The sequence below is a fragment of the Mucilaginibacter sp. SG538B genome (genome assembly GCF_013376065.1).
Lineage (GTDB): Bacteria > Bacteroidota > Bacteroidia > Sphingobacteriales > Sphingobacteriaceae > Mucilaginibacter > Mucilaginibacter rubeus.
The window spans coordinates 162,881-189,220 of record NZ_JABMJI010000003.1 but is presented as its reverse complement, the minus strand read 5'-3'; the positions used below and the strand labels follow the sequence as shown (position 1 = coordinate 189,220).

General features: G+C 41.0%; 22 protein-coding genes. 17 read left to right on the top strand and 5 right to left on the bottom strand.

What is annotated here, in order from left to right; translation table 11 throughout:
* The first annotated feature begins 714 nt into the window (after window positions 1-714).
* From FHW88_RS16930 to FHW88_RS16875, 12 genes are all read left to right on the top strand, one after another.
* Window positions 715-3,975: a SusC/RagA family TonB-linked outer membrane protein gene (locus FHW88_RS16930; protein WP_090526030.1), complete on the top strand. Its 3,261-nt coding sequence runs from the start codon at window positions 715-717 to the stop codon at window positions 3,973-3,975.
* A gap of 14 nt (window positions 3,976-3,989) precedes the next feature.
* On the top strand, window positions 3,990-5,771 hold the full coding sequence (locus FHW88_RS16925; RefSeq protein WP_176627088.1) for a RagB/SusD family nutrient uptake outer membrane protein: 1,782 nt from the start codon (window positions 3,990-3,992) through the stop codon (window positions 5,769-5,771).
* Between the two features lie 94 nt (window positions 5,772-5,865).
* Window positions 5,866-7,410, top strand: a complete 1,545-nt coding sequence (locus FHW88_RS16920; RefSeq protein WP_176627086.1) for an FG-GAP repeat domain-containing protein — start codon at window positions 5,866-5,868, stop codon at window positions 7,408-7,410.
* A gap of 127 nt (window positions 7,411-7,537) precedes the next feature.
* On the top strand, window positions 7,538-8,089 hold the full coding sequence (locus FHW88_RS16915) for a hypothetical protein (RefSeq protein WP_176627084.1): 552 nt from the start codon (window positions 7,538-7,540) through the stop codon (window positions 8,087-8,089).
* Window positions 8,090-8,735: 646 nt separating this feature from the next.
* Window positions 8,736-8,906 (top strand): hypothetical protein, encoded by a 171-nt coding sequence (locus FHW88_RS16910; RefSeq protein ID WP_176627082.1) that lies wholly within the window; start codon window positions 8,736-8,738, stop codon window positions 8,904-8,906.
* Between the two features lie 35 nt (window positions 8,907-8,941).
* Window positions 8,942-10,198 carry a putative DNA modification/repair radical SAM protein gene (locus tag FHW88_RS16905; RefSeq protein WP_176627080.1) on the top strand — a complete coding sequence of 419 codons (1,257 nt, stop codon included), beginning with the start codon at window positions 8,942-8,944 and terminating at the stop codon, window positions 10,196-10,198.
* A 1-nt stretch (window position 10,199) separates the two neighbouring features.
* Window positions 10,200-10,958: a TIGR03915 family putative DNA repair protein gene (locus FHW88_RS16900; protein WP_176627078.1), complete on the top strand. Its 759-nt coding sequence runs from the start codon at window positions 10,200-10,202 to the stop codon at window positions 10,956-10,958.
* A gap of 652 nt (window positions 10,959-11,610) precedes the next feature.
* Window positions 11,611-12,951 carry a PhoH family protein gene (locus FHW88_RS16895; RefSeq protein WP_176627076.1) on the top strand — a complete coding sequence of 447 codons (1,341 nt, stop codon included), beginning with the start codon at window positions 11,611-11,613 and terminating at the stop codon, window positions 12,949-12,951.
* Window positions 12,952-13,121: 170 nt separating this feature from the next.
* Complete coding sequence (locus FHW88_RS16890; RefSeq protein ID WP_176627074.1) at window positions 13,122-13,781, top strand: MBL fold metallo-hydrolase; 660 nt, start codon at window positions 13,122-13,124, stop codon at window positions 13,779-13,781.
* A gap of 273 nt (window positions 13,782-14,054) precedes the next feature.
* On the top strand, window positions 14,055-14,687 hold the full coding sequence (locus FHW88_RS16885) for an HAD family hydrolase (RefSeq protein WP_176627072.1): 633 nt from the start codon (window positions 14,055-14,057) through the stop codon (window positions 14,685-14,687).
* Window positions 14,688-14,698: 11 nt separating this feature from the next.
* A complete protein-coding gene (locus tag FHW88_RS16880; protein ID WP_176627070.1) occupies window positions 14,699-15,493 on the top strand; it encodes a DUF6438 domain-containing protein in 795 nt (264 codons plus the stop codon).
* A gap of 75 nt (window positions 15,494-15,568) precedes the next feature.
* A complete protein-coding gene (locus FHW88_RS16875) occupies window positions 15,569-15,958 on the top strand; it encodes a hypothetical protein (RefSeq protein WP_090526019.1) in 390 nt (129 codons plus the stop codon).
* Between the two features lie 25 nt (window positions 15,959-15,983).
* On the opposite strand, the gene FHW88_RS16870 is transcribed toward FHW88_RS16875, so the two are convergent.
* The 4 genes from FHW88_RS16870 to FHW88_RS16855 all read right to left on the bottom strand — a co-directional run bounded on the left by FHW88_RS16870 (window position 15,984) and on the right by FHW88_RS16855 (window position 20,528).
* A complete protein-coding gene (locus FHW88_RS16870; RefSeq protein WP_139159948.1) occupies window positions 15,984-16,262 on the bottom strand; it encodes a hypothetical protein in 279 nt (92 codons plus the stop codon).
* 25 nt (window positions 16,263-16,287) lie between these two features.
* Window positions 16,288-16,794 carry a ferritin-like domain-containing protein gene (locus tag FHW88_RS16865; protein ID WP_090526017.1) on the bottom strand — a complete coding sequence of 169 codons (507 nt, stop codon included), beginning with the start codon at window positions 16,792-16,794 and terminating at the stop codon, window positions 16,288-16,290.
* A gap of 283 nt (window positions 16,795-17,077) precedes the next feature.
* Window positions 17,078-17,545, bottom strand: a complete 468-nt coding sequence (locus FHW88_RS16860; RefSeq protein WP_308421683.1) for a PleD family two-component system response regulator — start codon at window positions 17,543-17,545, stop codon at window positions 17,078-17,080.
* Window positions 17,529-20,528 carry a PAS domain S-box protein gene (locus FHW88_RS16855; RefSeq protein ID WP_176627068.1) on the bottom strand — a complete coding sequence of 1,000 codons (3,000 nt, stop codon included), beginning with the start codon at window positions 20,526-20,528 and terminating at the stop codon, window positions 17,529-17,531. The genes FHW88_RS16860 and FHW88_RS16855 overlap by 17 nt, the downstream gene beginning before the upstream one ends.
* A gap of 402 nt (window positions 20,529-20,930) precedes the next feature.
* Here FHW88_RS16855 and kaiC point away from each other — a divergent pair, with 402 nt between their 5' ends.
* The 5 genes from kaiC (at window position 20,931) to FHW88_RS16830 (ending at window position 25,829) form a co-directional block, all read left to right on the top strand.
* The gene (gene kaiC / locus FHW88_RS16850; protein WP_176627066.1) at window positions 20,931-22,679 is read left to right on the top strand and encodes a circadian clock protein KaiC; all 1,749 of its coding nucleotides are present in this window, start codon (window positions 20,931-20,933) and stop codon (window positions 22,677-22,679) included.
* Window positions 22,679-22,975 (top strand): circadian clock KaiB family protein, encoded by a 297-nt coding sequence (locus FHW88_RS16845; RefSeq protein ID WP_090526014.1) that lies wholly within the window; start codon window positions 22,679-22,681, stop codon window positions 22,973-22,975. The genes kaiC and FHW88_RS16845 overlap by 1 nt, the downstream gene beginning before the upstream one ends.
* A 4-nt stretch (window positions 22,976-22,979) precedes the next feature.
* On the top strand, window positions 22,980-23,297 hold the full coding sequence (locus FHW88_RS16840; protein WP_090526013.1) for a circadian clock KaiB family protein: 318 nt from the start codon (window positions 22,980-22,982) through the stop codon (window positions 23,295-23,297).
* Between the two features lie 2 nt (window positions 23,298-23,299).
* Window positions 23,300-24,967 (top strand): ATP-binding protein, encoded by a 1,668-nt coding sequence (locus FHW88_RS16835; RefSeq protein WP_176627064.1) that lies wholly within the window; start codon window positions 23,300-23,302, stop codon window positions 24,965-24,967.
* An 85-nt stretch (window positions 24,968-25,052) separates the two neighbouring features.
* A complete protein-coding gene (locus tag FHW88_RS16830) occupies window positions 25,053-25,829 on the top strand; it encodes an enoyl-CoA hydratase/isomerase family protein (protein ID WP_176627062.1) in 777 nt (258 codons plus the stop codon).
* A gap of 170 nt (window positions 25,830-25,999) precedes the next feature.
* Here FHW88_RS16830 and FHW88_RS16825 read toward each other — a convergent pair whose 3' ends face one another.
* A complete protein-coding gene (locus FHW88_RS16825; protein ID WP_139159947.1) occupies window positions 26,000-26,281 on the bottom strand; it encodes a hypothetical protein in 282 nt (93 codons plus the stop codon).
* Between the last annotated feature and the right edge of the window lie 59 nt (window positions 26,282-26,340).

Sequence of the window (26,340 nt, the reverse complement as noted above, 5' to 3'; positions counted from 1 at the left end):
AATACAGGTAAAAATCGATTTTTAATAAAAGTGGCAGTTTTGCCGAAATGTTTTTTTAAAACAATAGTTTGCTTTCATTATTGATAATATTATGCTTTGTTTAATATTTAATTCGTAAAACTAAAAAGTGATTTGTGCAAATTGTACACTATGCCTATTTTAGATTTAATCAAACAGAAATAAACCAACACTATAAATAACCTTATTTAATACTATTTTATCACCAGTAAAAATTAAGTTTTTAGTACTTTGAAAGGATAGTAAATGTTTTGATCATTGTTAGTTTTTGGATTACGGCCGCAAGGCTTATCTCACATTCAATCCGAGGCAACCATATGATAGAAGGCATTTTTTCCTTACGTGTTAGATGAATGAATTTCATTTTTCGTGCTACTGCCGCAAGGCTTATCTCACATTCAGTCACGGAGCAATGATTTCCATTTGATTAAAATTTAAAACTGTTATTGCCTACACAATAATCAGTATCGCATTTGTTTTTTGGTTGTTATATGGCTTTGTCCTACACGATAGCCTGTAACGTTGTATTTGCCGGAGTAAGTATTTATTTCGCAGCAATGTCTCTACCATTGCTTTAAGCCAAAAGCTAAAAAAATCCCAGGCGCTGCCTCTACCACTGCCGACACCAAGTTGCTGTATTTCAGCTTTTTGGGCTATGTTCTTAATCAAATATATTAACTAAATTAAATTAAAATCATGCTTAAAAATTTACTTCTCAGAGGGAGGTTTCTGGCTGTACTGTTGTGCTGCCTGATATCCTCGGTAGTAGTTATGGCCCAAACAAAGTACAAAGGAAAGGTTATCGGCAGCGATGACAAGCAGCCGGTTGTTGGTGCTTCTATCAGGCTCAAAGGATCAACGACAGGTGCGGTGACCGATGTTAATGGCGAGTTTACACTCAGCTTAAAACCAGGCAATGTATTAGTGATATCTTATATTGGATATCAAACAACAGAAGTTACCGTAGGGACCGATCCTAATTTAAGGATAACGCTTACTGCGGGCAGCAATGCACTTAATGAAGTGGTGGTTACAGGTTACGGCTCACAACGTAAAAAAGACCTGGTGGGTGCTGTAGCCGTTGTCGACGTTGCTGCACTGACCCGTCAGCCGGTTTCATCGGTTGAAAGCCAGCTGCAAGGTCAGGCGGCCGGTGTTACCGTTATCGCTTCAGGGCAACCGGGTGAAAATCCTTCTGTAAAAATCCGTGGTGCTAACACGTTTGGCAATAACCAGCCGCTTTACGTGGTTGACGGTGTACCAACAACCAACGTAAGCGATATTAACCCCAATGACGTGGCAAGCATGCAGGTACTTAAGGATGCAAGTTCGGCATCTATTTACGGTGCAAGGGCGTCAAACGGTGTAATCGTAATCACCACCAAAAAAGGTAACGGAAAAACCAACGTTTCGTACGATGCTTACTATGGTACGCAGGTGCCGAAAGGCGGTAATGTGTTCCACTTGCTGAACCCAACCGAAATGATGCAATTAAGAGCCCTCGCTATAAAAAATACCGCAGCACTTAAAAATATTCCTGTTGACCTTAGCAGCAACCTTTACGGCGCTAATGGTGATGTTTTGCCTGATTATATCAGTGCAGGTGGCGTAGGCCCGGCTGGAGTACATGATGGTGATCCTGCTGTTGATCCTGCTAAATACAATGTGAACCCGTTTTATACGTCAGGCGATGCGTCGGGTTTTTATCGTATTACACGAGCAAACAAGGGCGGTACTGATTGGTACCACAAGATATTTAAATCGGCGCCGATTCAAAGCCATAACCTGGCTATGAGCGGAAGCACTGATGCCGCTACTTATTTGTTTTCATTGAATTACTTTAACCAAAGGGGTACCTTGAAAAATACCTATGATAAGCGTTACACCGTAAGGGCTAATACAAGCTACAATGTAACCAAACATATCAGGATAGGTGAGAACTTGTCATATTCATTAACTGAAAACCCGCTGATCAACGAAAATGATGAGGGTTCGGCTATCGGCATGTCATTCCGCGAGCAGCCTATTATTCCGGTTTATGACATCAAAGGCAACTACGCGGGTTCAAATACTGCCAACTTAGGTAATGCACGTAACCCGGTAGCCATTATGGATCGTACTAAAAATAACTACGGTGCATTTAACAGGTTGTTTGGTAATGCATTTGCCGAGGTGGATTTCCTGAGGTACTTCACTTTACGTACGCAGTTTGGTGGTGAGTATTATTCAGACTATAATCATAGCTTTACCTTCCCGGAATATGAGAACTCTGAAAACAACTCGACCAATTCATATTCGGAAAACTCATTTAACGGATATAACTATACCTGGACAAATACTTTAACTTATCACCAAACAATTGGGAAACATGATATCAAAGTATTGGCAGGTACCGAAGCTTATAAAAACAGGTACGAAACCTTAGGCGCAACCAATACCGGTTACTTTACATTTGATAAGGATTATACCACCATATCTACAGGTACCGGTACACCAACTGCTTACAGCACACTAACACGCGATAAGATATTTTCACTGCTTGCCCGTTTGGATTACACTTTTGCCGACAAATATCTGTTGAATGCTACTATCCGTCGTGACGGTTCTTCCAGGTTCAAGTCTTTCCAGTATGGATGGTTCCCGGCCGTTAGTGCGGGCTGGCGTATATCGCAGGAGGATTTTCTGAAAGGTGTATCATGGATTAACGATTTGAAGATCAGGGGTGGTTATGGTATTATGGGTAACCAGATCAACGTTGACCCTGCAAATGCGTTTACTACATTTGGCAGTAACAAAACAAACTCCTACTACGATATTAATGGTACCTCTACAAGTACGGTTGCCGGTTTCGCTCAAAACCGTATAGGTAACCCTGATGCTAAATGGGAAAAAGATAAAAACTTCAACGTTGGTTTTGATGGTTCATTCTTTGGTCAAAAGTTGGACATCTCTGCCGATTATTATAAAAAGATCATCACCGATCTGTTATTTAATCCTGCACTTCCTGGTACTGCCGGTTCGGCAACTGCACCGTACAGCAACGTAGGTGCAATGAATAATACCGGTTTGGATATTACAATTGGTACCCACACCAATATAACCCACGATCTGAAAATGAATGCCGCCTTAACGTTTACAACTTATCACAACGTTATTAAGCAAGTAACTCTCGGACAAACCTACTTTGAGCAAAACTCTGGCCGATTTAATGGCAGCTCGATTATTAGAAACAGCGTAGGTGGCCCGGTTGGCGGTTTCTTTGGTTATAAAACTGACGGTTTCTGGGATTCGAAAGCTGAAATTGACGCCGCAAATACGGCTGCTGGCGGAACTTATCAGAACGATGCCGCAGTTGGCCGTTTCAAATACGCAGATATAAACGGTGACGGAAAAATTACTGCCGACGATCGTACCTTATTGGGTAATCCTAATCCTAAATTCACAGGTGGCTTAAACCTTGATTTTAGCTATAAAAACTTCGATCTTAATATGTTCTGGTACGGATCATACGGCAACAAGATCTGGAATGACGTGAGGTGGTGGACAGATTTTTATGCCAACTTTGCCGGTGCAAAAAGCAAAAATGCTTTATATGATTCTTGGACACCGTCAAACACCAATGCCAAGGCTCCTATCCAGGAAATTGATGGCTCATTTAGCACCAACACGGTTCCTAACTCTTTTTATGTTGAGAACGGCTCATACCTGAGACTGAAAAACATGCAAATAGGCTACAAGTTTGCTCCTAAAATCATCAAATCAATTGGTTTGAGCAGCTTGCGTGTATACTTATCAGGCGCAAATCTAATTACCATAACTAAATACTCGGGAGTTGACCCGGAGATTGTTGGCGGAGGTACCACCAGCAACACCAACAGCAGCACAAACTTTGGTGTTGACCGTGGTAACTATTCTCCAAATCGTACATATTTATTAGGTGTTCAGGCTAAATTTTAAATAGAGAAATCATTATGAAAAATATACAACGTGTATCAGTATTAGCATTAATTGCCGCTGGTATTTTACAGGGTTCATGTAAAAAGGCGTATCTCGATCAGCCAGCCATTGGGGCGCTTAGCTCAGCGCAAATTACTACAAAAGCCGGCGTTGACGGGTTGCTGATAGGAGCTTATTCTGCACTTGACGGGCAGGGAGGTAACGGAAATAATGCCGGTTTAGGTGGTGGTAGTGCCTGGGAGGTATCGCCGGATAACTGGATTTACGGCAGCGTTGCCGGAGGCGATGCGCATAAAGGCAGTTCTGGTATCGATCAGCCGGCTATTAACTCCATTGCTACTTTCACTGTTGATGCCAGTAATGGATTTTTAAACAGTAAATGGAAGGCCGATTACGAGGGTATAAGCCGCGCCAACAACGTGTTAAAGGCAGCTGCGGGAGCAAGCGGGATTGCTGATGCCGATAAAACCAATATTATAGCCCAGGCTCGTTTTTTGCGCGCGCATTACTATTTTGATTTGAAAAAGATGTTTGCCAATGTGCCCTATATTGACGAAACGACAACCAACTATGTACAACCTAACGACAAAGATATCTGGCCTAAAATAGTTGATGATTTTAAATATGCTTATGCTAATTTACCCGGCACGCAAGCACAAAAGGGACGTGTAAATAAATGGGCAGCAGGTGCGTACCTAGCGAAAACGTATCTGTATCAAAAAGATTATACCAATGCCGATAAGATATTTACCGAGGTGATCAGCGGGGGTACTAACTCGCAGGGCGTAGCGTACGGATTAACTGATAATTATTTTGATAACTTCAACGCTGCTACCAAAAACAACAAGGAAACGGTGTTTGCTATCCAGCAAGCGGCAAATGATGGTACCAATACCATTGGTGAGGCCAACAATGGTGATATGTTGAATTATCCGTACAACAGCCCGTTCGGTTGCTGCGGATTTTTTCAGCCTACTTTAGATCTTGCTAACTCATTCAGGACTAACGCCGCCGGTTTGCCATATCTTGACGATTATAATTCACATCCGGTTGCAAATGATATGAACATTGCATCAGATAAATCATTTACACTGGATGCCGGTAACCTTGATCCGCGTTTGGATTGGACTGTTGGTCGTCGTGGTATCCCTTATCTTGATTGGGGTAACCATCCGGGTATGAACTGGATCCGTGAACAAAGTTCGGCAGGTCCGTATTCGCCTAAAAAGAACGTTTATTACCAGGCTACCAAGGGCACATATGCCGACAGCCATTCATGGGCCCCGGGCAATGCAAACCAGGTTAACGTAATCCGTTTTGCAGATGTGCTGCTGATGGCTGCCGAAGCAAAAGCACAATTAGGAACAGGTGATTTGGGTTTAAGTTATGTAAACAAGGTGCGTGCACGTGCGGCTAACCCAGCCAGTTTTGTATACACTTATAAAGATGCGGCGAATCCTATGGGCGGTTATACCACCACCCCGGCGGCTAACTATGTAGTAAGTCAATATCCTGCGGGCTTTTTTACAGGTAAGGATGTCGCTTTAAAAGCAATCTATTTTGAGCGTAAGCTGGAACTGGCCATGGAAGGACATCGTTTCTTTGACCTTTCGCGCTGGGGGATAGCACAAGCAGCTTTGGGAGTATACTTTGCTTTTGATGGTAAAGTGATTACCGATGTTACAGGTGCTCATTTTACAACTGGAAAAAACGAGGTTTATCCGATACCGCAAGCTCAGATAGATCTTGAAAAAATAGGTGGAACTTCTATTTTAAAGCAAAATCCTAAATATTAATTTCAATCATTCTGTTTTTAGCGAGAAAGAGGTGGTGCTTGTTGCTGCCTCTTTCTTGTATTTTAATATTGTGGTAAGGTATAAGCAAGCTTAAATGGATCTGAGAAAACGCCGGTTATCGTTTTGTGTATTTTTGATTGGTGCTGTAGTATGCTTTATGCAGTTTAGCTGCGGAGAGCCGGCAGCCGAGGGCGACCTGGCAAAAAACGATGGTAAGTCGCTATCATTAAAATACTGCAAAAGTTGTCATGAGTATCCGGAAGCGCAATTTCTTGATAAAGAAACATGGGTTAAACATGTATTGCCTGTAATGGCGCCCCGGCTTGGGATACAGGTTTATGATGATGATCAGTATGTGAACAACCCATCAGCAAAATCGGCTTTGTCATATGATGAGTGGCTGAAAATAGTAGATTATTATAGCAAATCGGCACCGAAGGCACTTAAGCCGGCACAGCAACCTGTTAAGCCGGTTAAAGATTGGGGTGTTTTTAGTTTGGAAAAGCCCAGCGGTTACAAACCCCTCGATGCCACAACCACAATGATTGTCTTTGATACTATTGGGCGCAAGGTTTATACCAGCGACCGTAACAGCAGCAGTATCTACCAATGGTCTGATAAACTGGTTCAGCTTTCGGCGCACCGGTATAGCTCGCCTGCTGTTGATGCCCGTTTTGCAAAAGATGCAACGGGCAAAGAACATGGCTTGTTTACTTTTATCGGATCGATGGATGCAGTTGATGTGTTCAACGGCTTTTTGACTGATATTACATTCAATGACAATGGGACCTGGCAGGATGAAGAAATAACAAACGGTTTGCCTCGACCTGTTCAATCATTAACCGCCGATTTTGACAAAGATGGATTGAATGATTTTGTAATATGCGGGTTTGGCCATAACACAGGAGGCTTGTATTTATACAAGCAGCTACCCGATAAAAAATTTGAAAAGCATGTTGTTAGCTCAATACCAGGAGCTGAGCAGGCAGTAACAGGAGATTTTGATCATGACGGATGGCCGGATGTAGCCTGCTTGTTTGCCCAGGCCGACGAAGGGATCTGGTTGTTTCTGAATGATCACAAAGGTGGTTTTACAACACGCAATTTGTTGCGGTTTCCGCCATTTTACGGGTCGAGCAGTTTTCAGCTGGTTGATTTCAATAGAGACGGAAAGCTGGATATCCTGTATACAAGTGGTGATAACAGCGATTATTCCCGTGTGTTGAAACCGTTTCATGGTGTTTACATTTTCCTGAATCAGGGTGATTTTAAATACAAAAAGGCTTATTTCTTCCCGGTTAACGGTGCTACAAAAGCAGTAGCGACTGATTTCAATGGAGATGGCTTGCAGGATATTGCGGTGATCGCCTTTTTTTCAGATTTGAAAAATAACCCTGCAGAAGGCTTTACGTATTTTGAGCAAGACAGTCCGCTGCATTTTATGCCGCATAATTTACCGATTGAGCATGAAGGACGATGGATCTGCATGGATGTGGGCGATTTTAATAAAGATGGCAAACCGGATATCCTGCTCGGTAATTATTCTACGGGTTTTATTAATCAGCAGGGGGTTAAGCCGGGATGGAATCCGGTTGCGCCATTTATTTTGCTAACCAATACGGGAAAGCTGAAGATATAAATTTTAATAATAGACAAAAGAGTGTTTTTGTTTAAAAATACCTGTAATAATTTAATAAATAGTTTTGTGAATTGTTGCATAAATGTTGCAGGTTTTCTATATTTACAGATATCAAACTATACTGCCTTTGAAGAAACTTGTTGCCATATTATTGTTGATCGTGCACACCTATGGTTCGGGCGGATCGCTGATTATGCATCAATATCTGTCATGGCGGACGGAGAATTTTTATAATGAGCAGGCATCAAAAGGCTTGTATGATATTCACGATCTGAAAGAAATAGCTATCCCTGTAAACCTTCCGGGCATTCATGACTGGAAGCATTATGAGAATATAAGGGGGCAGATCCAGTTTGGAGAGCAGGCATATAATTACATACAAATGCGGGTTACAAGTAAGAAATTATACTTAAAATGTATCCCTACTTATGCGGAAACGCGTTTTAATGCGGATAATGTATTGCATGCAGCGCCGGTAAAAGGTATACCCGTACCTCAAAAAGAACATGTACCTTATGTAGGCATCTCCTTTGCAGATGTATTGATTGCCCAGTCATTTCAATCCATTGATTTCAGGGTTTTTGAAACAAAGCTTGCATCAGCTGATGCGTACAGTTTTGAGTTTGAAACCACCCGCTCTATAAAAACACCCAAACAGCCGCCCAAGGCTAACTGCTAAATAACTCCCTAGTTTTCTTTTTTCGAGTTGCCTGCAACTGCTTGTTTCCGTATGAGCTTACATCGAAACTATGCTTATGATGTTATATTAAATACCATTCTGTTGATTGATATTGTCATGTTTCATATAAGAAATAGTAGTATTTGTTGTGAAAAAATAAGTCGGAGTTGATTTTTGTTTGAATTTCAAATTTATTTTTCTGTTGAATTGTAAATATTATGATATATGGGCGATTATTGCCCCTGTTTTCTGTACACTTGCTTTTATAGCATACATTATTGAACAGTATGAATCTTAGATTGTAGAGATCTGAGTTTAGTTGAACAGTGTTTGTAGGAACATTGAATAGCGCTCCGGGGTGAGATACGGAGCGCTTTTTTTGTATTAACGATAGATATTATTGACTCTCTCTGTATAAACATCGGTCATGAATTTCTATAGTGTTTATTTTGTTGATTTGAATTGAAAATAATTTTTAGTGAATTCGGTCAATGTACTAATTGGTTCGAACATCGCACACTATGAGTTCATTGAAAGTGCTTTGCGCTTGTTGCAAATACATTAAAGTTTGTTGCGTTGATTGCCTCCAAAACGCTTGATTTGGCTTACCTATGTCGCTACGGCGCTTTTTTTAAAAAACATTGAATTGCGCAACAATGTACAGGCTGTTCCAGTTTTCGCTATAGATGCTCACGCGGTGTTGGAAGTAAATATGAACAATAGTGCTAAAAGCGGTATCAATGCCGTGAAGGAACAAGTTGTTGAGGCATACAGTAAAAAAAGAATAGCTTTCCCATTTATTTATCCCGCAATTTGAATTTATTGCTAAAAATATTAGTATTTTTGGTCTGTATGAATGTAGGCAGGATAACGGAAAAGCTTAATATTTTGGCCGACGCGGCTAAGTATGATGTATCATGTGCGTCGAGCGGCAGTGACAGGAAAAATAAGGACAAGGGTTTGGGAAATGCCAGTAACGGAATTTGCCATAGTTATACGGAAGATGGGCGTTGTGTTTCGTTATTGAAGATCCTGCTTACTAATCATTGTATTTTTGATTGCGCTTATTGTGTGTCGCGGAAGAATAATGATATCAAACGGGCCGCGTTCACGGTACAGGAAGTAGTTGACCTTACCATTAACTTTTATCGCCGCAATTACATTGAAGGCTTGTTTTTAAGCTCTGGTATTTTTAAAAATGCTGATTATACCATGGAGCGATTAGTGCACGTAGCTAAAAAACTCCGAACTGAGCATAACTTTAACGGATACATTCACTTAAAATCCATTCCCGGTACAAGTGCGGAGCTGATGCAGGAGGCCGGGTTATATGCCGACAGGCTCAGTGTGAATTTAGAAATGCCTACAGAAGCTGGATTAAAACTGCTTGCACCTGATAAAAACCGGCAGGACATGATTGACCCGATGCATTTTTTGAGCCGGGAGATCATCCGGAACACAGAAGAGAAAAAGCTTTTCAAAAACGCCCCCATGTTTGCACCTGCAGGGCAAAGTACCCAGGTAATTGTTGGCGCCACGCCTGAGAGCGATCAGCAGGTGCTGCAATCGGCTAATTATTTCTATAGAAATTTTAACTTAAAACGGGTGTATTATTCGGGTTATGTACCTGTATTGGCCGACCAACGCCTGCCTGCTTTGAATACTGCGGTGCCACTGGTGCGCGAAAATCGTCTTTATCAGGCCGACTGGCTCATGCGTTTTTATGGTTTCCATGTAAACGAGATCGTCAATAATCAAAACCCGTTACTTGATCTGGATATTGATCCCAAACTCAGCTGGGCAATCCGCAATATGCAGGCTTTTCCTATTGATATCAATAAGGCTGATTTGCAGCTGATCCTCCGGGTGCCAGGTATCGGTTTGTTATCGGCACAAAAAATTGTGGCTGCACGTAAATTTGCCGGGCTGGGCTGGGAACAGCTAAAAAAAATAGGAGTGGCCATTAACCGCGCGCGGTACTTTATTACCTGCAAAAGCAATGAATTTGAACGGCGCGATTTAACAGGCCAAAATATCAAACAGTTTATTATGGCCCAATCGCAAAGCAAGTACATTAAAAATACACAAACCCAACTTAACCTGTTTTAATATGAACACGCTGGTTTATGACGGATCGTTTGAAGGCTTGCTTACAGCCGTGTTCGAGATTTACGAACGTAAACTCTATCCTGTAAAGTTATTGAAAGGGGAGTGGCGCAGCGGTGCGTTGTTTGAAGAGGTAATTCCTATTGTTACTGACGAGGCGCGCGCCGGCCGGGTATTAAAGGGATTGCGGAAAAAACTTTCAGCTGCCGGGGTGCAGCGCCTTTACATTAGTCACATGGCCGAAATTGCCGGCGAAGACTGCAATGTGCTGGGTTTTATCCGCCATGTTTTTGACAGCGACCAAAATATTGAAGAAGATTACGGGAATAGATATGTGATGCGACTATCGGAGATTTTAAAGATGGTGCGGCGCGAAAAACACAGGATGGAAGCTTTTGTTAGGTTTCAAAAACTAAATGATGGTACTTTTTATGCTGCCATCGAACCTGATTTTAATGTATTGCCATTGTTGATTAAGCATTTTAAAAGCCGCTATACCGATCAAAAATGGATGATCTATGATATTAAAAGAAATTATGGGCTGTACTACGATCTTCATGACACGCAATTCATCGAAATGAATTTTGATGAGTTAAGTAAACCGGTTAATGTAATTGCGGCTTATAGCGAGGATGAAGGTGTCTATCAAGACCTTTGGAAGAATTATTTTAATAGCATAAACATCGCTTCACGCAAAAATACCAGGCTTCATGTGCGTCATATTCCGAGGCGATATTGGCGGCATTTAACAGAGAAAATTTAACGTTTTTATGATTTTACGCGTTTTTCCTTTTTCGATACAAATGGTTTTTCATGCATTTTGTTAATAAAGGGCAATGTTAATAATGTAGCCTGTATTTCAGTTGATTACCTTGATTTATACTTGAGAAGGATTGGAATTTAATGTTGATAAGTGTTGGTTTATTGTTAATAACCTGTTAATAAAAACAATCAAAAATATTTGCCAAATCACGGTAATGTCCCGATATTGAAATCATCAAGAACGACGTACTTTGACAGCCTTTCAGGAAAACAGAAATTGAATCGGGTGAACCTTCGGGGGAACTAAAGATCAAGGGAAGTCCCTGAGTTGCAAGAAAAAATGAAGAAGGCGAAAGTCTTTTGAAAAAAGAAAGCAATTAAAGGAGGTACCGGAATTAAGAAGAAGAACTCTACGGAGGGAAACAACAGAAACCGGTGACATTGAAAATAGTCGACCGCTCGTGAGAGCAACGGACGAAGATCATGTCGGTAAGAGATACACAAAACTTGATGCTGTTGGGCAACTACGGTTAAACAACAGTTTGGAAACGGGAGTTCAAATCGCAAGAGATGACTCCCGTTTTCGCTTTTGCAGGTTTTTTGTTTGAGGAGAAATTTTTCTTCAAGCCTTAAAATCGTTATTTTAGGCGGATATGAAGGACGGTCAGCGTAACCAGAAGAAAATATTTGTTTTAGATACTTCTGTGATCCTGTATGATCACAACGCATTTCAAAACTTTCAGGAGCACGATGTTGCCATACCCATCCAGGTATTGGAGGAGCTCGATAATAAAAAGAACGGTAATGATACCCGTAATTTTGAGGCCCGAAGCTTTATCCGGTTGATGGATGACCTGTCGCACAATGGACTGATCAACGAATGGATCCCGCTTAACGGTAAAACTAAAGGCAGCTTTAAAGTTGCAATGGATACTAAAACTACCGGCCAGGATGCCGAGCAGATTTTTGGTTCAGATAAAACGGATCACCGTATCCTCAACGCGGCCCTTGGCTTACAGGAAGAAAATCCTGGCAAAAAGGTAGTGTTGGTATCAAAAGATATTTGCCTTCGCCTCAAAGCCAAAGCCCTTAACCTGCATGCCGAAGATTATGAAACGGGCAAGATCAAAAACCTGGAGGAGCTTTATACAGGTAAAACCGATGTAGATAAGGTGACGGAAAAACTGATCACCACCCTGAATAAAAATGAAAATTTACCGGCCGAAAATTTAAAGATAGGTTCGTACACCAACAATCACTTTTATGTATTAAAAGGAAAAAAAGGCGATACTGTAGGTTTTTACAATTCACAAACTAAGCAGCTTGAAAAAGTTACCGAGCAACCTGTTTTAAATATTCACCCTCGTAATATCGAGCAGTCTTTTGCTATTCATGCGTTATTGCACCCGGATATAAAATTAGTAACTATACAAGGAAACGCCGGCACGGGTAAAACGCTATTAGCTTTGGCCAGCGCGCTCGAGCAACGTAAATATTATCGTCAAATCTTTGTTACCCGCCCTATTGTTCCTTTAAGCAATAAAGACATAGGCTTTTTGCCTGGCGATATTAAATCAAAGATTGATCCTTATATGGCCCCAATATGGGATAACCTGAAATTTATAAAGGATCAGTTCGTTGACGACGAAAAAATGCAGGCCAAAATTGATGAGTTAGTCAATAATGATAAAATCTCGATAGCTCCACTGGCTTTTATTCGCGGGCGCACGCTTAGTAAAATTTTCTTTATTGTTGACGAAGCGCAGAATCTAACCCCGCACGAAGTGAAAACTATCATATCCAGGGCCGGTGAAAACAGCAAATTTGTATTTACTGGTGATATTTATCAGATAGATACCCCATATCTCGATGCTGAAAGTAACGGACTGTCGTATTTAATAGATAAAGCGAAAGGGCATCCGCTTTATGCTCACATCACCCTGCAAAAAGGGGAGAGGAGCGAACTGGCCAATTTGGCAACGGAGTTGTTGTAAAGCCAGACTTGCAACGTTTTAACTTAGTAAGGCTTTGCGCTTTTATAATTCGCTCCCTAAATTCCTGGAGTCCAAACACCGAGCGTGATATCCGCTTTTCAATCGGGATCAACTTTTTAAAACTTCATAAGTCTTTCCTGTGTATCTTTAGGAAATAAACCTACGCGCTTATGAAAATATCAAAATACCTTCATTCATGCCTGCTTTTTGAATTAGACGGCTATCAGCTCTTGTTTGACCCCGGAAAGTTTTCATTTGCCGAAGGTTTGGTTACACCACAATTGTTTGTTGATGTAAAAACTATTGTGATCACCCATATCCACCCCGATCATTTCGATATAGATATCTTAAAAAGTATTGTAGAGTTAAGCGGCGCAGCGGTTGTCACTAATTCGCAGGTAGGAAAGGAGCTGGAGAAAATCAATTTTAAATATACATTGCTTGAAGAGGGAACTCATAAAGCCGGGCCATTTAAACTCCAGGCTTTCCCGGTGAGGCATGAACTTATCATGGATAATCCGCTACCTCAAATGACGGGCTTCCTAATCAATAACAAAGTATTGCACCCCGTTGATTCGATGGAAGAGAAGCTTTTGAATTTTAAAGGTATCGAGTTGCTGATCATGGTTTCGATGGCTCCATTTGCCAATGAACCAACAATTTCGGCCTTTGCCGATGAGCTGCATCCTAAGCAAATTTTGCCTGTGCACGACGGGTTTGCTAAAGGTTTTTTCATACTTCAGCGTTACGCCGCGTACAAAAAACATTTTGACAAGCAAGGAATCAAGTTTCATGAAATTTATAAAGTAGGGGACGGGATAAGTATTTAGTCAGAAGTCTTGAGGCCCCAGGTCTTAACTTGGAGGATTATAAACCATTATCGTGACGACTTAAGACTTTGAACTTAGGACTTACGACTTTAAAGCCACCTGTATAAAAAGAAACCCCCGCCGAGAGGCGGGGGTTCTTTGCGGGCTCAGCCTCCTGCTAAGCCGACCCGCGTTAACCTTATCACAATGCTAAGGTGAGGATTAATAATGAAGAAAACATGAACATTAATTGCCGTTAATTTTTCATCTTAGCGAAAAACATACTTTTAGCTAATGCAGAAACCCGATAGCCTCATTTTTGATATGGACGGAACCCTTTGGGATGCCGTTGATACCTACGCCGAATCATGGAACCTGATATTTCAAAAGCTTGATATTCAAAGGACTATTAAACGAGATGAACTGCTGCACGTGATAGGTATGGATGGTAAAAAGCTTACACGGGTAATGCTGCCCGAATTTGATGAGGAAAAGGGGATGGAGATCTACAATGCGGTAAACCAGGTAAGGCGCGAAATATTACCAACCAGCGGTGGTATTATGTATAAAGGAGTTACTAAAGGCCTGGAACAATTGGCAGGCAAATACAAATTATTTGTATTAAGTAACTGTGCTGTTGGTATTATTCCGTTGTTTTTAACATGGGCAGGCATTAATGAAGTTATTACAGATAGTATGGCTTATGGCACCAACCAGATGCCTAAAAACCACAATATGCATCTGCTCATGAATAAACACAATTTGCAGAACCCGGTTTACATAGGCGATACTAATGGCGATGCTGAACAAACGCGCCTTGCCGGTATACCATTTGTGTTTGTTAGTTACGGCTTTGGTAATACGGATGACTATGATCATAAGTTTGACGATTTTGAATCCCTTACCCAATATTATTTGAGTTTGTAAGTTAAATTTAAATGAAAAGCGTATCCCTGCTTGTTTTATTGCTAACTATCCTATGTGGCACAGTATCGGGCCAGCATGCAACTGTTGAGTCGGAACAATGGATTACCGAAGACCTCGGTTATCTTTATTTTAATAGCGGCAAGGTTTATTTTAATTTGGATGGATATAAGAAACACGAAAACAAATACAAAATAGAGCATGATACGCTTAAAATAATTGATACATATACTACCAGTGCAGATAATTTTAAACAACAGCATATTGATGTTTCTAAGTTTATCATCAACTATTTTGATGGCAAAAAATTGACTATCAAAGCTGTTAATGATAATGCTATAAAATTAGCTGGTCGCCCTCCCTTACAGTTTAAAAATTATAAGGCCAGTTTCGATAACGGGATCAAATTTTCAAAACTTCGTTTCCTCTCCTCAACCTGTTATGGCAATTGCCCTCAATTACTAATCAATATTTGGGCAGATGGCACTTATCGATTAAAAGGCGGCGAGTTTGCAGATCCCTATAAGGGAGATTATGCCGGGAAGCTTACTAACCAGCAACTTGATAGCCTCAACTATTGGCTAAAACGGAGCGAACTAAAAAAGATGTACGATTGGAAACAGGGTAGCCAGGTTACAGATGCACCTAATTATTACCTGGATATCGATTTTGAAAACAATAAGGACAAACTTACGCTAACTACCAATGATCCACCTTTTAGCCTAAGCGGTTTGGTTACCTTCTTAGTGGAGTCTTTTAAAAAAGTGACCCTCACGAAAATCAAAGAAGGAGAGAAGCCGGCAAACTAAACAGGCCATTGTCATGATATAAATGTTTGCTTACCTGCTAAGTTTTTGTAGCTTAGTTAGCAAATAAAATCTCCGATGAAAACAAAAACCAAGGTTATTATCACCCTTATATTACTACTGATTATAGTAGGCTTTTTTTACTATCGATATTATTTTGTTTTTGGCGAGGGAACCAAAGCCGGTACTATGAACTATTTTGTAAAGAAAGGTTACGTATTTAAAACTTATGAAGGCAGGTTAATTCAAAGCGGGCTCCGCACACAGGTTACAGGGGGCACAATTGGCTCAAATGAATTTATATTTTCGGTAACCGACGAAAAAGTAGCAAAAGAACTGAGCAGCAACGCAGGCTCATTTTTAGAACTTCACTATAAAGAATACCTGCACACGCTGCCATGGAGAGGGGTGAGCGTTTTTGTAGTTGACAGCGTAGTTTCGGCCAAACCACTTGCGCCAGGTATGTAATAAAATGCATTAAACTACAACCTGCTTAAGCCTTAACCAGGTTGTAGTTTAACTCGCCGTTTTGTTTGGTGATCTTTACCAAACCGCGGGCAAACAAATAGTCAAGCACTTCAATTGTGTTTTTCTCATGTGTGAAAGTATTTACCGTTGGTTCATACTCCCTTAACTTCAACGCTATATCAGCAACTGTGGCCTGCTTTAATTGCGAAAGCGTATAAATTACCTTATCCTGTGTGCAGGCAACCTTAGCGTATTGACCAGGTATGCGGCATGCCGAAAAAAATGATTGATTTGAATTGTTCATTTGCTCAATATAACAAAAATTATGATCAGGCATTAACCGTATCTCTTAACGATTTAATGGTATCATGCGCTTTTTTTAAACCTTCTAAATGGTTATTAAGCAGGGTTACAACCTGCTCATCTTCCCATATCAACTCTTTATCGTCAAGCGCGGCGCGATAAGCTTTTTTTGCTATATCTTCGCCATATTCGCAATCCGAAAGTATCGAGCGGCTGTCTTTACTAACAAAAACCGATTTTACATCCATCCAGGCGTGATAAAATTTCCCCGCGAGGGTAGTACCGTCTGCTGGATCTCCTCCTAATACATGAATGTAATCGCGTATTTCACTAACGTAATTTTTGCTTTGATCAATATATTCATTAAAAAGTAAATTCAATCCGGTTTCATCTGTTGCTTCGGTAGCCTTGTGATATCCGGCTATCCGGTCGTTATTTATCTTGATCAGATCGTTCAGTGCCGAGATCTGATGTTGTACGTGCTGTAAAACTCCCATGGCGTTATTGTTTTGTTTTAATAAATAACGTATCATATGGGTTAATGTTTTTATATTTTAGTTAGGTTGACCAGTGAAATGACCAGTTTAACTACATGCCATAAAATACAACTGGATGAATCGGCGACCGGATAAAACGGCCATCGCGAGGACTTATCCCGGAGAGGCGTAATAGCATTTTAGCATGTCAGTTTTATATTAATTTTAAAGGGATACTTAAGCAACGGGAAAAACCGGCGGCCGGGTGAGACGGCCGCCATAAGGTTCTTTCCGAAGAGGGGTAATGTTTATTTAGTTGATTGATGCTTGTTGTCTATTATTAAGGTTTTTGAACAAAATAGGCCACTTTTTTTAGTAAATCATCCATGTCAAAAGGCTTGGCTAAAAAGTCGTCGGCACCGGCCATCATTGCAGAATCACGTATATCGCGACTTGCCGATATCATGATAACAGGTATATCTTTGGTTAGCTCGTCTTGTTTTAGCTTCCTGCAGATATCGCGACCGTCTTCGCCGCTCATCCAGATATCTAACAGTAGCAAGTCGGGGAGTTCGTCTTTCATATCAAGTACTGTTGTACCATCTACGGTTGACGTTACCTCATAGCCTTCAAATTCAAGCAGCATTTCCACAGCATCTACAATGCCGGGGTCATCATCCGCAATCATGATTTTCTTGTTCTTTGTATCCATTTTAGGCGTAAGGGCTTGGTTAAACCCTCTGAAATTAGCTGTGATAAATTTACCTGATTGTAAACTATCCAACAGATCATTAACTGTTGATATCATCTACAGGTAATGCAAAGCAAAAAGTAGACCCTTTGCCTTCAATGCTGTTTACCCACATTCTGCCGCCTTCTCGCTTAATAATTTCTGAAGAGATGTATAATCCTAACCCCAAACCGGGGAAAGTATGCTGCTTATTCCCGCTTACCCGGTAAAATTGCTCAAACACCCGGTCCTTCTTGTCTTCGGGTATGCCGATGCCAAAATCCTGCACACAAACAATCACCTCATTGTTTTCGCGGCGGGTGCTGATGATGATGGTATCGGTATGCGGAGAATATTTGATAGCATTTGTAATAAGGTTGGTAATAACCTGGCTTACACGATCTTTGTCTGAATAGATACGGCCTGTTGGGGTAAAGTTTTGGATAAGTTTATGTTTTTGGGTAGTGTGCTGCAGGTCTTCAACAGTTTCCTGTAGTGTTTCATTAAAATCGAACCATGTTTTATTAAACTGTAGCCTCCCCGAGTTAATCTTGGTAACATCAAGGAGATCGCCTATGAGGTTGGTAAGACGGTTAATCTGGGCATCCATCCTAAGTACCATTTCGGCTTTTTTTTGCTCGCCTTCTTTGCTAAGCATAGCACCCAATACCTGGGCATATGCTTTTATGCTCGTAACCGGCGTTTTTAATTCGTGACTTGCGATACCTAAAAAATCATCTTTTTGCCGTTGTAATTGTTTTTGCTCATCAATGTCTGTATTAGTACCAAACCATTTAATGATTTTTCCGTCAATTATGAAAGGTAAAGCCCTGGACAAATGCCACTTGTAATTTTGATCTTTGTCTTTTAATCTAAATTCACATTGGTAAACATTACCCGTGTTCACTGCATAGTTCCAAGCCTCAACACAAGCATCCCTATCATCGGGATGAATAGCACTGAGCCAGGATGCTGCTATTTCATTTGCCTGGGCACCAAAATAATCTACAGCACGTTGATTAAAGTAGTCGACCTGACCATCCGTGCGGGCCGTCCAAAGTTGCACCGGCATAAAACCAGTAACAAACTCAAACTGCCTGATCTGGTTATTCAATTCCCTGTTACGTAATTTCACTTCGCTTTCGGCAAGTGTTTTATCGGTAACATCGGTACAGGCACCTATGTACCCGGTAAATTCCCCCTGCTCATTATATTGCGGATTGCCGGTGGCTATACACCATCTTATTTCACCATCCCTGCGTGTGATCCTAAAATCAACTTCATAGAACCGGCGGGCATTTAAATCGGTTAAGAACTTTTCAGCAGCCCTGGTTCTGTCTTCTTCTAAAAGCGCGTTGATCCATCCTGCGCCCATATTATCCTCATATTTAATGCCGGTCCAATCAACCCAGGTTTGATTTACGTAAGTGATATTACCTTCAGCATCGGCCATCCAAAGTACTGTTGGCGATGCATTAGTGATGTTTTTAAGCAATCGTTCACTATCAGTAAGGGCTTTTTTATCGGCAATTTCCCTTCGCAGATCCCTTGCAATTGAAGCCCGGCCTTGTGGCAAGCCGGTTACAGCGTCATAAACCAGCATGGTGGTACCGTACACAGGTATGGCTTCGCCGGTTTGGAAATGACGGTAAAGTACTTCACCGCTCCATTTACCATGCTTCATTAAAATTGGATTTACTTTGTCCCTCAGCTTATCAAGCTCATCAGGCATCAAATATTCACTGTTGTGCCTCCTGTGCTCGTTGGCACCTTTTATACCTAACATTTTTCGCCCGGCGGTATTTACATAGGTTACATTACCATCAAGGTTGGATAGGCTTACAAAATCTGAGCTATGGTTAATAAGCGACAATAATTTATACTGCTCATTTCTTGCCGCTTTTTCGGGGCGCAGATCGCGGGCCACGGATGCCATACCAATAGGCAAGCCATTTAACGGATCATCGATTCTGAAACAGTTAACGTAAACCGGAATATTCTCTCCTGTTTTAAAATGCCGGTAGTGCATTTCACCTTCCCACTTACCGTACTGCTGTACAGCGGGGTTTATCTCATTAATTACTTTGTCTGCTTCATGATCTGCAAAATATTCAACGCCGGGTTTTAAAGCCTCCTTTGTACTCCCGATACCTAATATAGTGTATGCCGTTTTATTGATATAGGTTACAGAACCGTCCATGCTGCCTACTGCAACCACGTCGGCTGTTTTATCAATCAGCGCAATCAGTTTTTGTTGTTCCTGTTTATCTAATATTTCGCGGGTTATATCCTGTACGGTACCTGCAAAGCGGATGGGCTCATGATTATCGTTAAAATACGCTTTACCTTTCAGGTGAATCCAGTATTTCAAGTGTCCTGTGTCATCAACAGTGCGGACGATTATATCATAATTACCATTGCCTACAGGATCATAAGCCTGCATTACTGCTGTTCGCAAGCGTTGCTCATCTTCCGGGTGGACAAATTTCAACAGATCATGATACTTTATCTCATCATCTTTTCGAAAACCGCAAAGCTCTTTACAGCGGTCATCCCATGTTGCGGTTTCTAATCTGGGGTTTAAATCCCAGGTACCCAGTTCGGCAGCTTGCAGGGCAAATTGAGCACGCTGTTCAGTTTCAGCCAGCTTTTTGCGGGTGTTAACCAGTTCGGTAACATCTGTAGCTGTATTCAGCACACCCCAAACTTCACCATCATTGTTCCGTAATGGTTTAAAAATAAAGTTGAAGTAAAATTCTTCAAGTTTATCGTCAACCATAACATCAACCCTTTGCTCTTTCCATTCATAAGCCGTACCGTTATCGTATACATTTGATAATATTGCATGAAAGCCCGGCTCTTCGAATTCGGGCAGTAGGTCAAAGTATTTATGCCCAATAACATCATCGCCCTTCCCCCATATATCTATCATGGCTTTATTGGCAATCCTGATCTCCATTGTTTCTCCAATATATAATGCTACCGGGGTAGGAGACTCCCTTATCAGCATACGGAAAATATCTTCGCTTAATTGTTGATGAAGGCCGGCGTCGTTATTCATTATATAAATAATATTTATAAATATAGGCTATAATAATTAAGATCAAAATCTCAATTCATACATCATAATTTTCAATTAATGAGTATGCAGTTATATTAATATAACTGCAATTATTGATAAAAACGGGTTACAGAAGCGTATGCCTTGTTTTTTAAACGGTATACCTGTATAAATGTTTACTTCTGTTTTTAGAGAATTTGGTGATATGAGGTTTCAAAGGTTTGTATAATGGGGAGATTTATCTGGGACAGTAATTTCACCAAGTTTTTTGATTTTTTTACTTCACAAAATCAATTATGCCAAAACAATTTTATAAGTATCACTATTACCATACCAATAAAACAAAATCCTGTATACTTGATGGTTGTGGTATACGGGTAGTTTAAACAGATTGGATTTATTATGACCAAATTGCATAAAAAACAGCAGCTTATAACGTTTGAGCAATTGCCCAAAACTCCTACCGGTATTACCGGTTTAGATGAAATAACGGGCGGTGGTTTACCTAATGGAAGACCAACACTGATATGTGGTGAAGCGGGTTGCGGTAAAACTCTTATGTCGCTTGAGTTTATTGTAAGGGGAGCTACCGAGTTTAATGAGCCCGGTGTTTTTATGGCTTTTGAAGAAAAGGCAGATGAACTGGCTTCGAACGTAGCATCGCTTGGGTTTGATTTACTTAAACTCCAGGATGATAAGAAATTAAGACTTGATCATGTGCATATAGATCGAAGCGAGATTGAGGAGACGGGCGAATATGACCTGGAAGGTTTGTTTATCCGCTTAGGCTTTGCTATTGATAGCATCGGGGCAAAAAGAGTAGTACTGGATACTCTTGAAAATCTTTTTTCGGGTTTATCAAACCAAACTATATTGAGGGCCGAGCTTAGAAGGCTTTTTGCTTTTTTAAAGGAAAAAGGTGTAACTGCTATTATAACCGGCGAAAAAGGTGACGGCTCTTCATTAACCCGGCAGGGGCTTGAAGAATACGTTTCAGATTGTGTGATCCTGCTTGATCACAGGGTTATAAATCAGATCTCAACCCGTCGTTTGCGCGTGGTAAAATATCGCGGCACACAGCATGGTACCAACGAATATCCCTTTTTAATTGATGAAGATGGCATTTCTGTACTTCCGGTCACATCTTTAAGCCTGGAAAAAGAAGTCTCATCAAAACGAATTTCATCGGGGATACCTTCCCTTGACAGCATGTTTGGAGGCAAGGGTTTTTTTCAGGGCAGCAGTATCCTGGTTTCGGGCACGGCCGGCACCGGCAAAACAAGTATTGCGGCCTGCTTTGCCAATGAGGTTTGCAATAACAAAAAGAAGTGCCTTTATTTTGCGTTCGAGGAATCGCCTAAGCAGATCCTTCGCAATATGAAATCAATCAATCTCGACCTGCAAAAACACATTGACAATGGCTTGCTTGAATTTCATGCCTCGCGTCCTACGCTTTACGGTCTTGAAATGCACCTCGTTGCTATTTATAAGATTATTAAAAGATTTAAACCCGCAGCGGTGATCCTCGACCCGATTACAAACCTGATTACGGTGGGTTCGGTAAGTGAAGTAAAATCGATGCTGATTAGGCTGATAGATTTTTTACAGGACGAACAGATCACGGTTATGTTTACTGCCCTCAGTTTAAATACGGTGGTAAGTGAACAAACCGACGAAGGCGTCTCATCATTAGTTGATACCTGGCTGCTTGTAAGGGATATCGAATCGAACGGTGAACGCAACAGGGGGTTATATATTATGAAATCGCGTGGGATGAGCCACTCAAACCAGGTACGCGAGTTTACCATTACCGATAAAGGGTTAAGCCTGGTTGATGTTTATCTTGGCCCTGATGGAGTGCTTACAGGATCGGCCAGGGAAGCACAAAAATTAAGAGAAAAAACAGGCGTCGCATTGAGGGAATTCGCAATATCCCGTAAAGATAAAGAGATATTGCGTCGGCGTATGATGCTTGAATCAAAAATTGCAAGCTTGCAGGCCGAATTTGAATCGACAGAGGAGGAATTGAACAAAATATACCTGGAAGAAGAGTTGAAACAGGATATTATAGAAAGAAACCGCCAGGAGATAACCGATATCCGCCGCGGAAATGCGGATACGCTTAAAAGTAAATCAAAAAGTAAAAAATAATGGAACTGGATGAAGTTATAAAATATGAGTTAAGGCTGTATGTAGCGGGCAAAACTGCTAAATCAGTTACCGCGCTCACCAACCTAAAAAAATATTGTGAAGAACATTTGAAAGGTCAGTATGTTATTGAAGTAATTGACTTGCTGCAGCAGCCTCAACTGGCCGAAGGGGATCAAATATTTGCAATCCCCACGCTGGTAAGAAAAGTACCTGAACCGATTCGCAAAATAATAGGCGACTTGAGCAACGAGGAAAAAGTTTTGGTTGGATTGAATATAATACCAGTAAGTAAATAGTTAGATGACCGAGCAAAACCAGTTGCCTTTAGATCAGGGAGAAAGTCAATTTTTCCGATTGCGTTTATTTGTAATTGGAGCATCGCCCAATTCTGTCAGGGCAATAGCCAACTTGAAAATTATTTGTGAGCAGTACCTTAAGCCTAATTACGAGCTCGAGATAATTGATGTCTATCAGCAACCGCTCATTGCCAAGGAAGAACAGATCATAGCATTGCCTTTACTTATTAAAAAATCTCCCGGCGTCGAACGTAAGCTTATCGGAGATATGTCAAACACAGACAAAGTTTTAAAAGGACTGGGAATACTTACAGAAAGCTAATTATGGAGCCGGACAAACTTACATATGAGCAGTTGCTTGCGGAAAACAATAAGCTTCGTTATCAGTTAGAAGAAGCTACCGACACCATTTCTGCTATTCGTAATGGTCAGGTTGATGCCTTTATAGTTAAAGATGATGAAGGCCACCAGCTTTATACGTTGAAAACGGCCGATCAAACCTACCGCGTTTTCATTGAAAAAATGAACGAAGGAGCGGTTACGTTGAATGGTGAGGGTACTATATTATATAGCAATTCGAGCTTTGCGGCTATGGTTGATGAACCGTTGGAAAAAGTGATCGGCCTGAATTTTGAAATTTTTGTAGCCGAAGTTTCCGTTGAGAAGTATAAGCAGATAATCAGGGATGGCTGGAATGCCGATTGCAAGGGCGAGGTTTTGTTATCAAATCGGGATGGTAAACTAACGCCGTGTTTATTATCATGTACCACGCTTGACCTTGATGAAGGAACGGCGTTGAGTTTGATCCTGACCGATTTGACTGCTCAAAAGGAAACCGAATGGGAGCTGAAAATTAAAAATGATCAGCTTGAAGAAGCCCAGAATATTGCCGAGAGGCTGAATAATGATCTGGAAGATACTGTGAGGGAGCGTACCAATGATTTGCTTATCAGCAGGGAACATTTTAAGTTGCTGGCTAATAACATTACTCAAATGACCTGGACGAATTTGCCCGGTGGCGAAGTTGATTTTTATAATCAGCGCTGGTTTGATTATACGGGCAGGCGATATGGTGAAACAGCAGGCTGGGGCTGGCAACAGATCGTACACCCCGATGACCTGCAAAAAACAATGAGTGCTTACCTCGAATCTTTGCAAAGCGGGAGTATTTTTGAACTGGAAAACAGGTACCTCCGCTGGGATAATACTTATCGCTGGCACCTTAACCGGGCAGTGCCGCTAAGAGATGATAACGGAGAAATTCTTTTTTGGGTAGGTACCGCGACGGATATCGAAGAACAAAAAAAGCAGCTTGATTTGAAGGATGAGTTTATTGGTGTGGCCAGCCATGAACTTAAAACACCTTTAACCAGTTTAAAAGGTTATTTGCAGCTTATTTCGGCTTATAAAAAAGAGGAAGTACCCTCAATAGTAAAACAATATATTGAAAAGGCCGGCACTGCTTTAAATAAGCTTCAGCGTTTGGTTAACGATTTGCTTGATGTAAGCAAAATTCATGCGGGAGGCCTTGAATATGCCATGGCGAAAGTAAACCTTCGTGAACTGGTAGCGTCAACTTTAGAAAATGCTATCCACCTTTATCCCGAATTTAATTTTATCAATAAATCGGAAAATGATTTTTTTATAGAGGGAAATGCCGGGCGACTGGAACAGGTACTCGTAAATTTCATTAACAACTCTGTAAAATATTCAACCGAGAATAAAAATATCATTATTGAAACCCGGAATATAAACGGAAAAGTGCGTGTATCAGTAACGGACTTTGGCATCGGATTGTCGGCCGCACAAATCGAGCATATTTTTGAGCGGTTTTATCGTGTCGAAGATAAAAAATTTATGACGAGCGGCCTTGGTATGGGGCTTTATATCTCGGCTGAGATCATTAATAATCATAACGGCGATATAGGGGTAGAAAGTGAGCTTGGTGCAGGCGCTACTTTTTATTTTGAGCTGCCCTTGCTTGAAAAGTAAATGACTGTTTTTTAGGCTCAAAATTGCAGTTGACATAAATACTTCTGATATTGGTTGGAAAACCATTCGATATAAAAAATAAAATATGCCTGCCGAAAACGGAAATGTATCCATTGTAAATGAGCCTGATGGTGTAACTACCATTTGTTTTTATCATCCGGCACAAAACTCCCTGCCCTCGGCGCTATTAAAACAACTTGCCGATGCGGTATTCAGCGCCGGTAATGATCCGGAAACAAAAGTCATTGTTTTAAAAAGCACGGGCGATCGTACTTTTTGCGCGGGGGCAAGCTTTGACGAGCTGTTGCAAATTAAGGATAGGGAAACCGGCGCGTTATTTTTTGAAGGGTTTTCTAACGTGATTAGTGCCTGCCGCAAATGCCCTAAAATAATAATTGCGAGGGTACAGGGTAAAACGGTTGGAGGTGGGGTTGGCCTTGCCGCCGCTGCCGATTATAGCCTGGCCAGCGAGGCGGCATCAATAAAGTTAAGTGAGCTTACTATAGGTATTGGCCCCTTTGTGATAGCCCCCGCTGTGATCCGTAAAATAGGGTTATCGGCATTTTCCCAGCTCACTATCAGGGCGTCAGATTTTCAAACTGCCCAATGGGCAAAGCAAAACGGCTTGTATAATGAGGTTTATGAAGATACTCCAAGTCTTGATGCGGCTGTATATGAGCTTACTCAAAAAATAGCTTCATATAACCCGGCGGCACTTACCGGCTTAAAACAGGTACTCTGGGAAGGCACTGCTGATTGGGATGAATTGCTTAAACAACGTGCGGCTATAAGTGGTGAGCTGGTTTTATCAGAATTTACGCAACGGGCATTACATTCTTTTTTTAAGGATAGATCCAAGTAATATTGAGTAATAACTGCCTGTATTTTTACACAACCCTTAAAACCTCTCATTTTTAACGGGGGCTAATTTTGTGTACATCTAAATGGCATTGGTTAATGTATATGATCGTTTTATACTGGCATAGTTACATATTATAAGAAAGCCTCCGGCAACCCGGAGGCTTTATCTTTTTACCAGTGCCTGCAATAACGATGAACACGATAGTGTCTTTGATAGTACACCGGTGCATCATAATATCTTGCTGCGTAATAGCGCGGACGACCATAATAAACAGGACGGTCATAATAAACGTCCCTGCCATAGTAAACAGGTGCTTCGTAATATCCACTTGTGTAAACTACCCTATGATAAGGACGGCCAAAATGCGCGCTGATACTTATGCTTTGAGCTTTTGCAAATTGAAATGAAAACATCATCACAAAAGCTATTATTGAAAATCGGATAAATTTCATGGTCGTAAATTTTAGTTAATACCTGAATTGTAATACATAATTATGACTGGCGATAGATA

Excerpts from the sequence above, each read along its gene's own strand:
- FHW88_RS16930 (WP_090526030.1), top strand. The coding sequence starts at position 715 with ATGCTTAAAAATTTACTTCTCAGAGGGAGGTTTCTGGCTGTACTGTTG.
- FHW88_RS16925 (WP_176627088.1), top strand. The coding sequence starts at position 3,990 with ATGAAAAATATACAACGTGTATCAGTATTAGCATTAATTGCCGCTGGT.
- FHW88_RS16920 (WP_176627086.1), top strand. The coding sequence starts at position 5,866 with ATGGATCTGAGAAAACGCCGGTTATCGTTTTGTGTATTTTTGATTGGT.
- FHW88_RS16905 (WP_176627080.1), top strand. The coding sequence starts at position 8,942 with ATGAATGTAGGCAGGATAACGGAAAAGCTTAATATTTTGGCCGACGCG.
- FHW88_RS16900 (WP_176627078.1), top strand. The coding sequence starts at position 10,200 with ATGAACACGCTGGTTTATGACGGATCGTTTGAAGGCTTGCTTACAGCC.
- FHW88_RS16895 (WP_176627076.1), top strand. The coding sequence starts at position 11,611 with ATGAAGGACGGTCAGCGTAACCAGAAGAAAATATTTGTTTTAGATACT.
- FHW88_RS16890 (WP_176627074.1), top strand. The coding sequence starts at position 13,122 with ATGAAAATATCAAAATACCTTCATTCATGCCTGCTTTTTGAATTAGAC.
- FHW88_RS16885 (WP_176627072.1), top strand. The coding sequence starts at position 14,055 with ATGCAGAAACCCGATAGCCTCATTTTTGATATGGACGGAACCCTTTGG.
- FHW88_RS16880 (WP_176627070.1), top strand. The coding sequence starts at position 14,699 with ATGAAAAGCGTATCCCTGCTTGTTTTATTGCTAACTATCCTATGTGGC.
- FHW88_RS16875 (WP_090526019.1), top strand. The coding sequence starts at position 15,569 with ATGAAAACAAAAACCAAGGTTATTATCACCCTTATATTACTACTGATT.
- FHW88_RS16870 (WP_139159948.1), bottom strand. The coding sequence starts at position 16,262 with ATGAACAATTCAAATCAATCATTTTTTTCGGCATGCCGCATACCTGGT.
- FHW88_RS16865 (WP_090526017.1), bottom strand. The coding sequence starts at position 16,794 with ATGATACGTTATTTATTAAAACAAAACAATAACGCCATGGGAGTTTTA.
- FHW88_RS16860 (WP_308421683.1), bottom strand. The coding sequence starts at position 17,545 with ATGATATCAACAGTTAATGATCTGTTGGATAGTTTACAATCAGGTAAA.
- FHW88_RS16855 (WP_176627068.1), bottom strand. The coding sequence starts at position 20,528 with ATGAATAACGACGCCGGCCTTCATCAACAATTAAGCGAAGATATTTTC.
- kaiC (WP_176627066.1), top strand. The coding sequence starts at position 20,931 with ATGACCAAATTGCATAAAAAACAGCAGCTTATAACGTTTGAGCAATTG.
- FHW88_RS16845 (WP_090526014.1), top strand. The coding sequence starts at position 22,679 with ATGGAACTGGATGAAGTTATAAAATATGAGTTAAGGCTGTATGTAGCG.
- FHW88_RS16840 (WP_090526013.1), top strand. The coding sequence starts at position 22,980 with ATGACCGAGCAAAACCAGTTGCCTTTAGATCAGGGAGAAAGTCAATTT.
- FHW88_RS16835 (WP_176627064.1), top strand. The coding sequence starts at position 23,300 with ATGGAGCCGGACAAACTTACATATGAGCAGTTGCTTGCGGAAAACAAT.
- FHW88_RS16830 (WP_176627062.1), top strand. The coding sequence starts at position 25,053 with ATGCCTGCCGAAAACGGAAATGTATCCATTGTAAATGAGCCTGATGGT.
- FHW88_RS16825 (WP_139159947.1), bottom strand. The coding sequence starts at position 26,281 with ATGAAATTTATCCGATTTTCAATAATAGCTTTTGTGATGATGTTTTCA.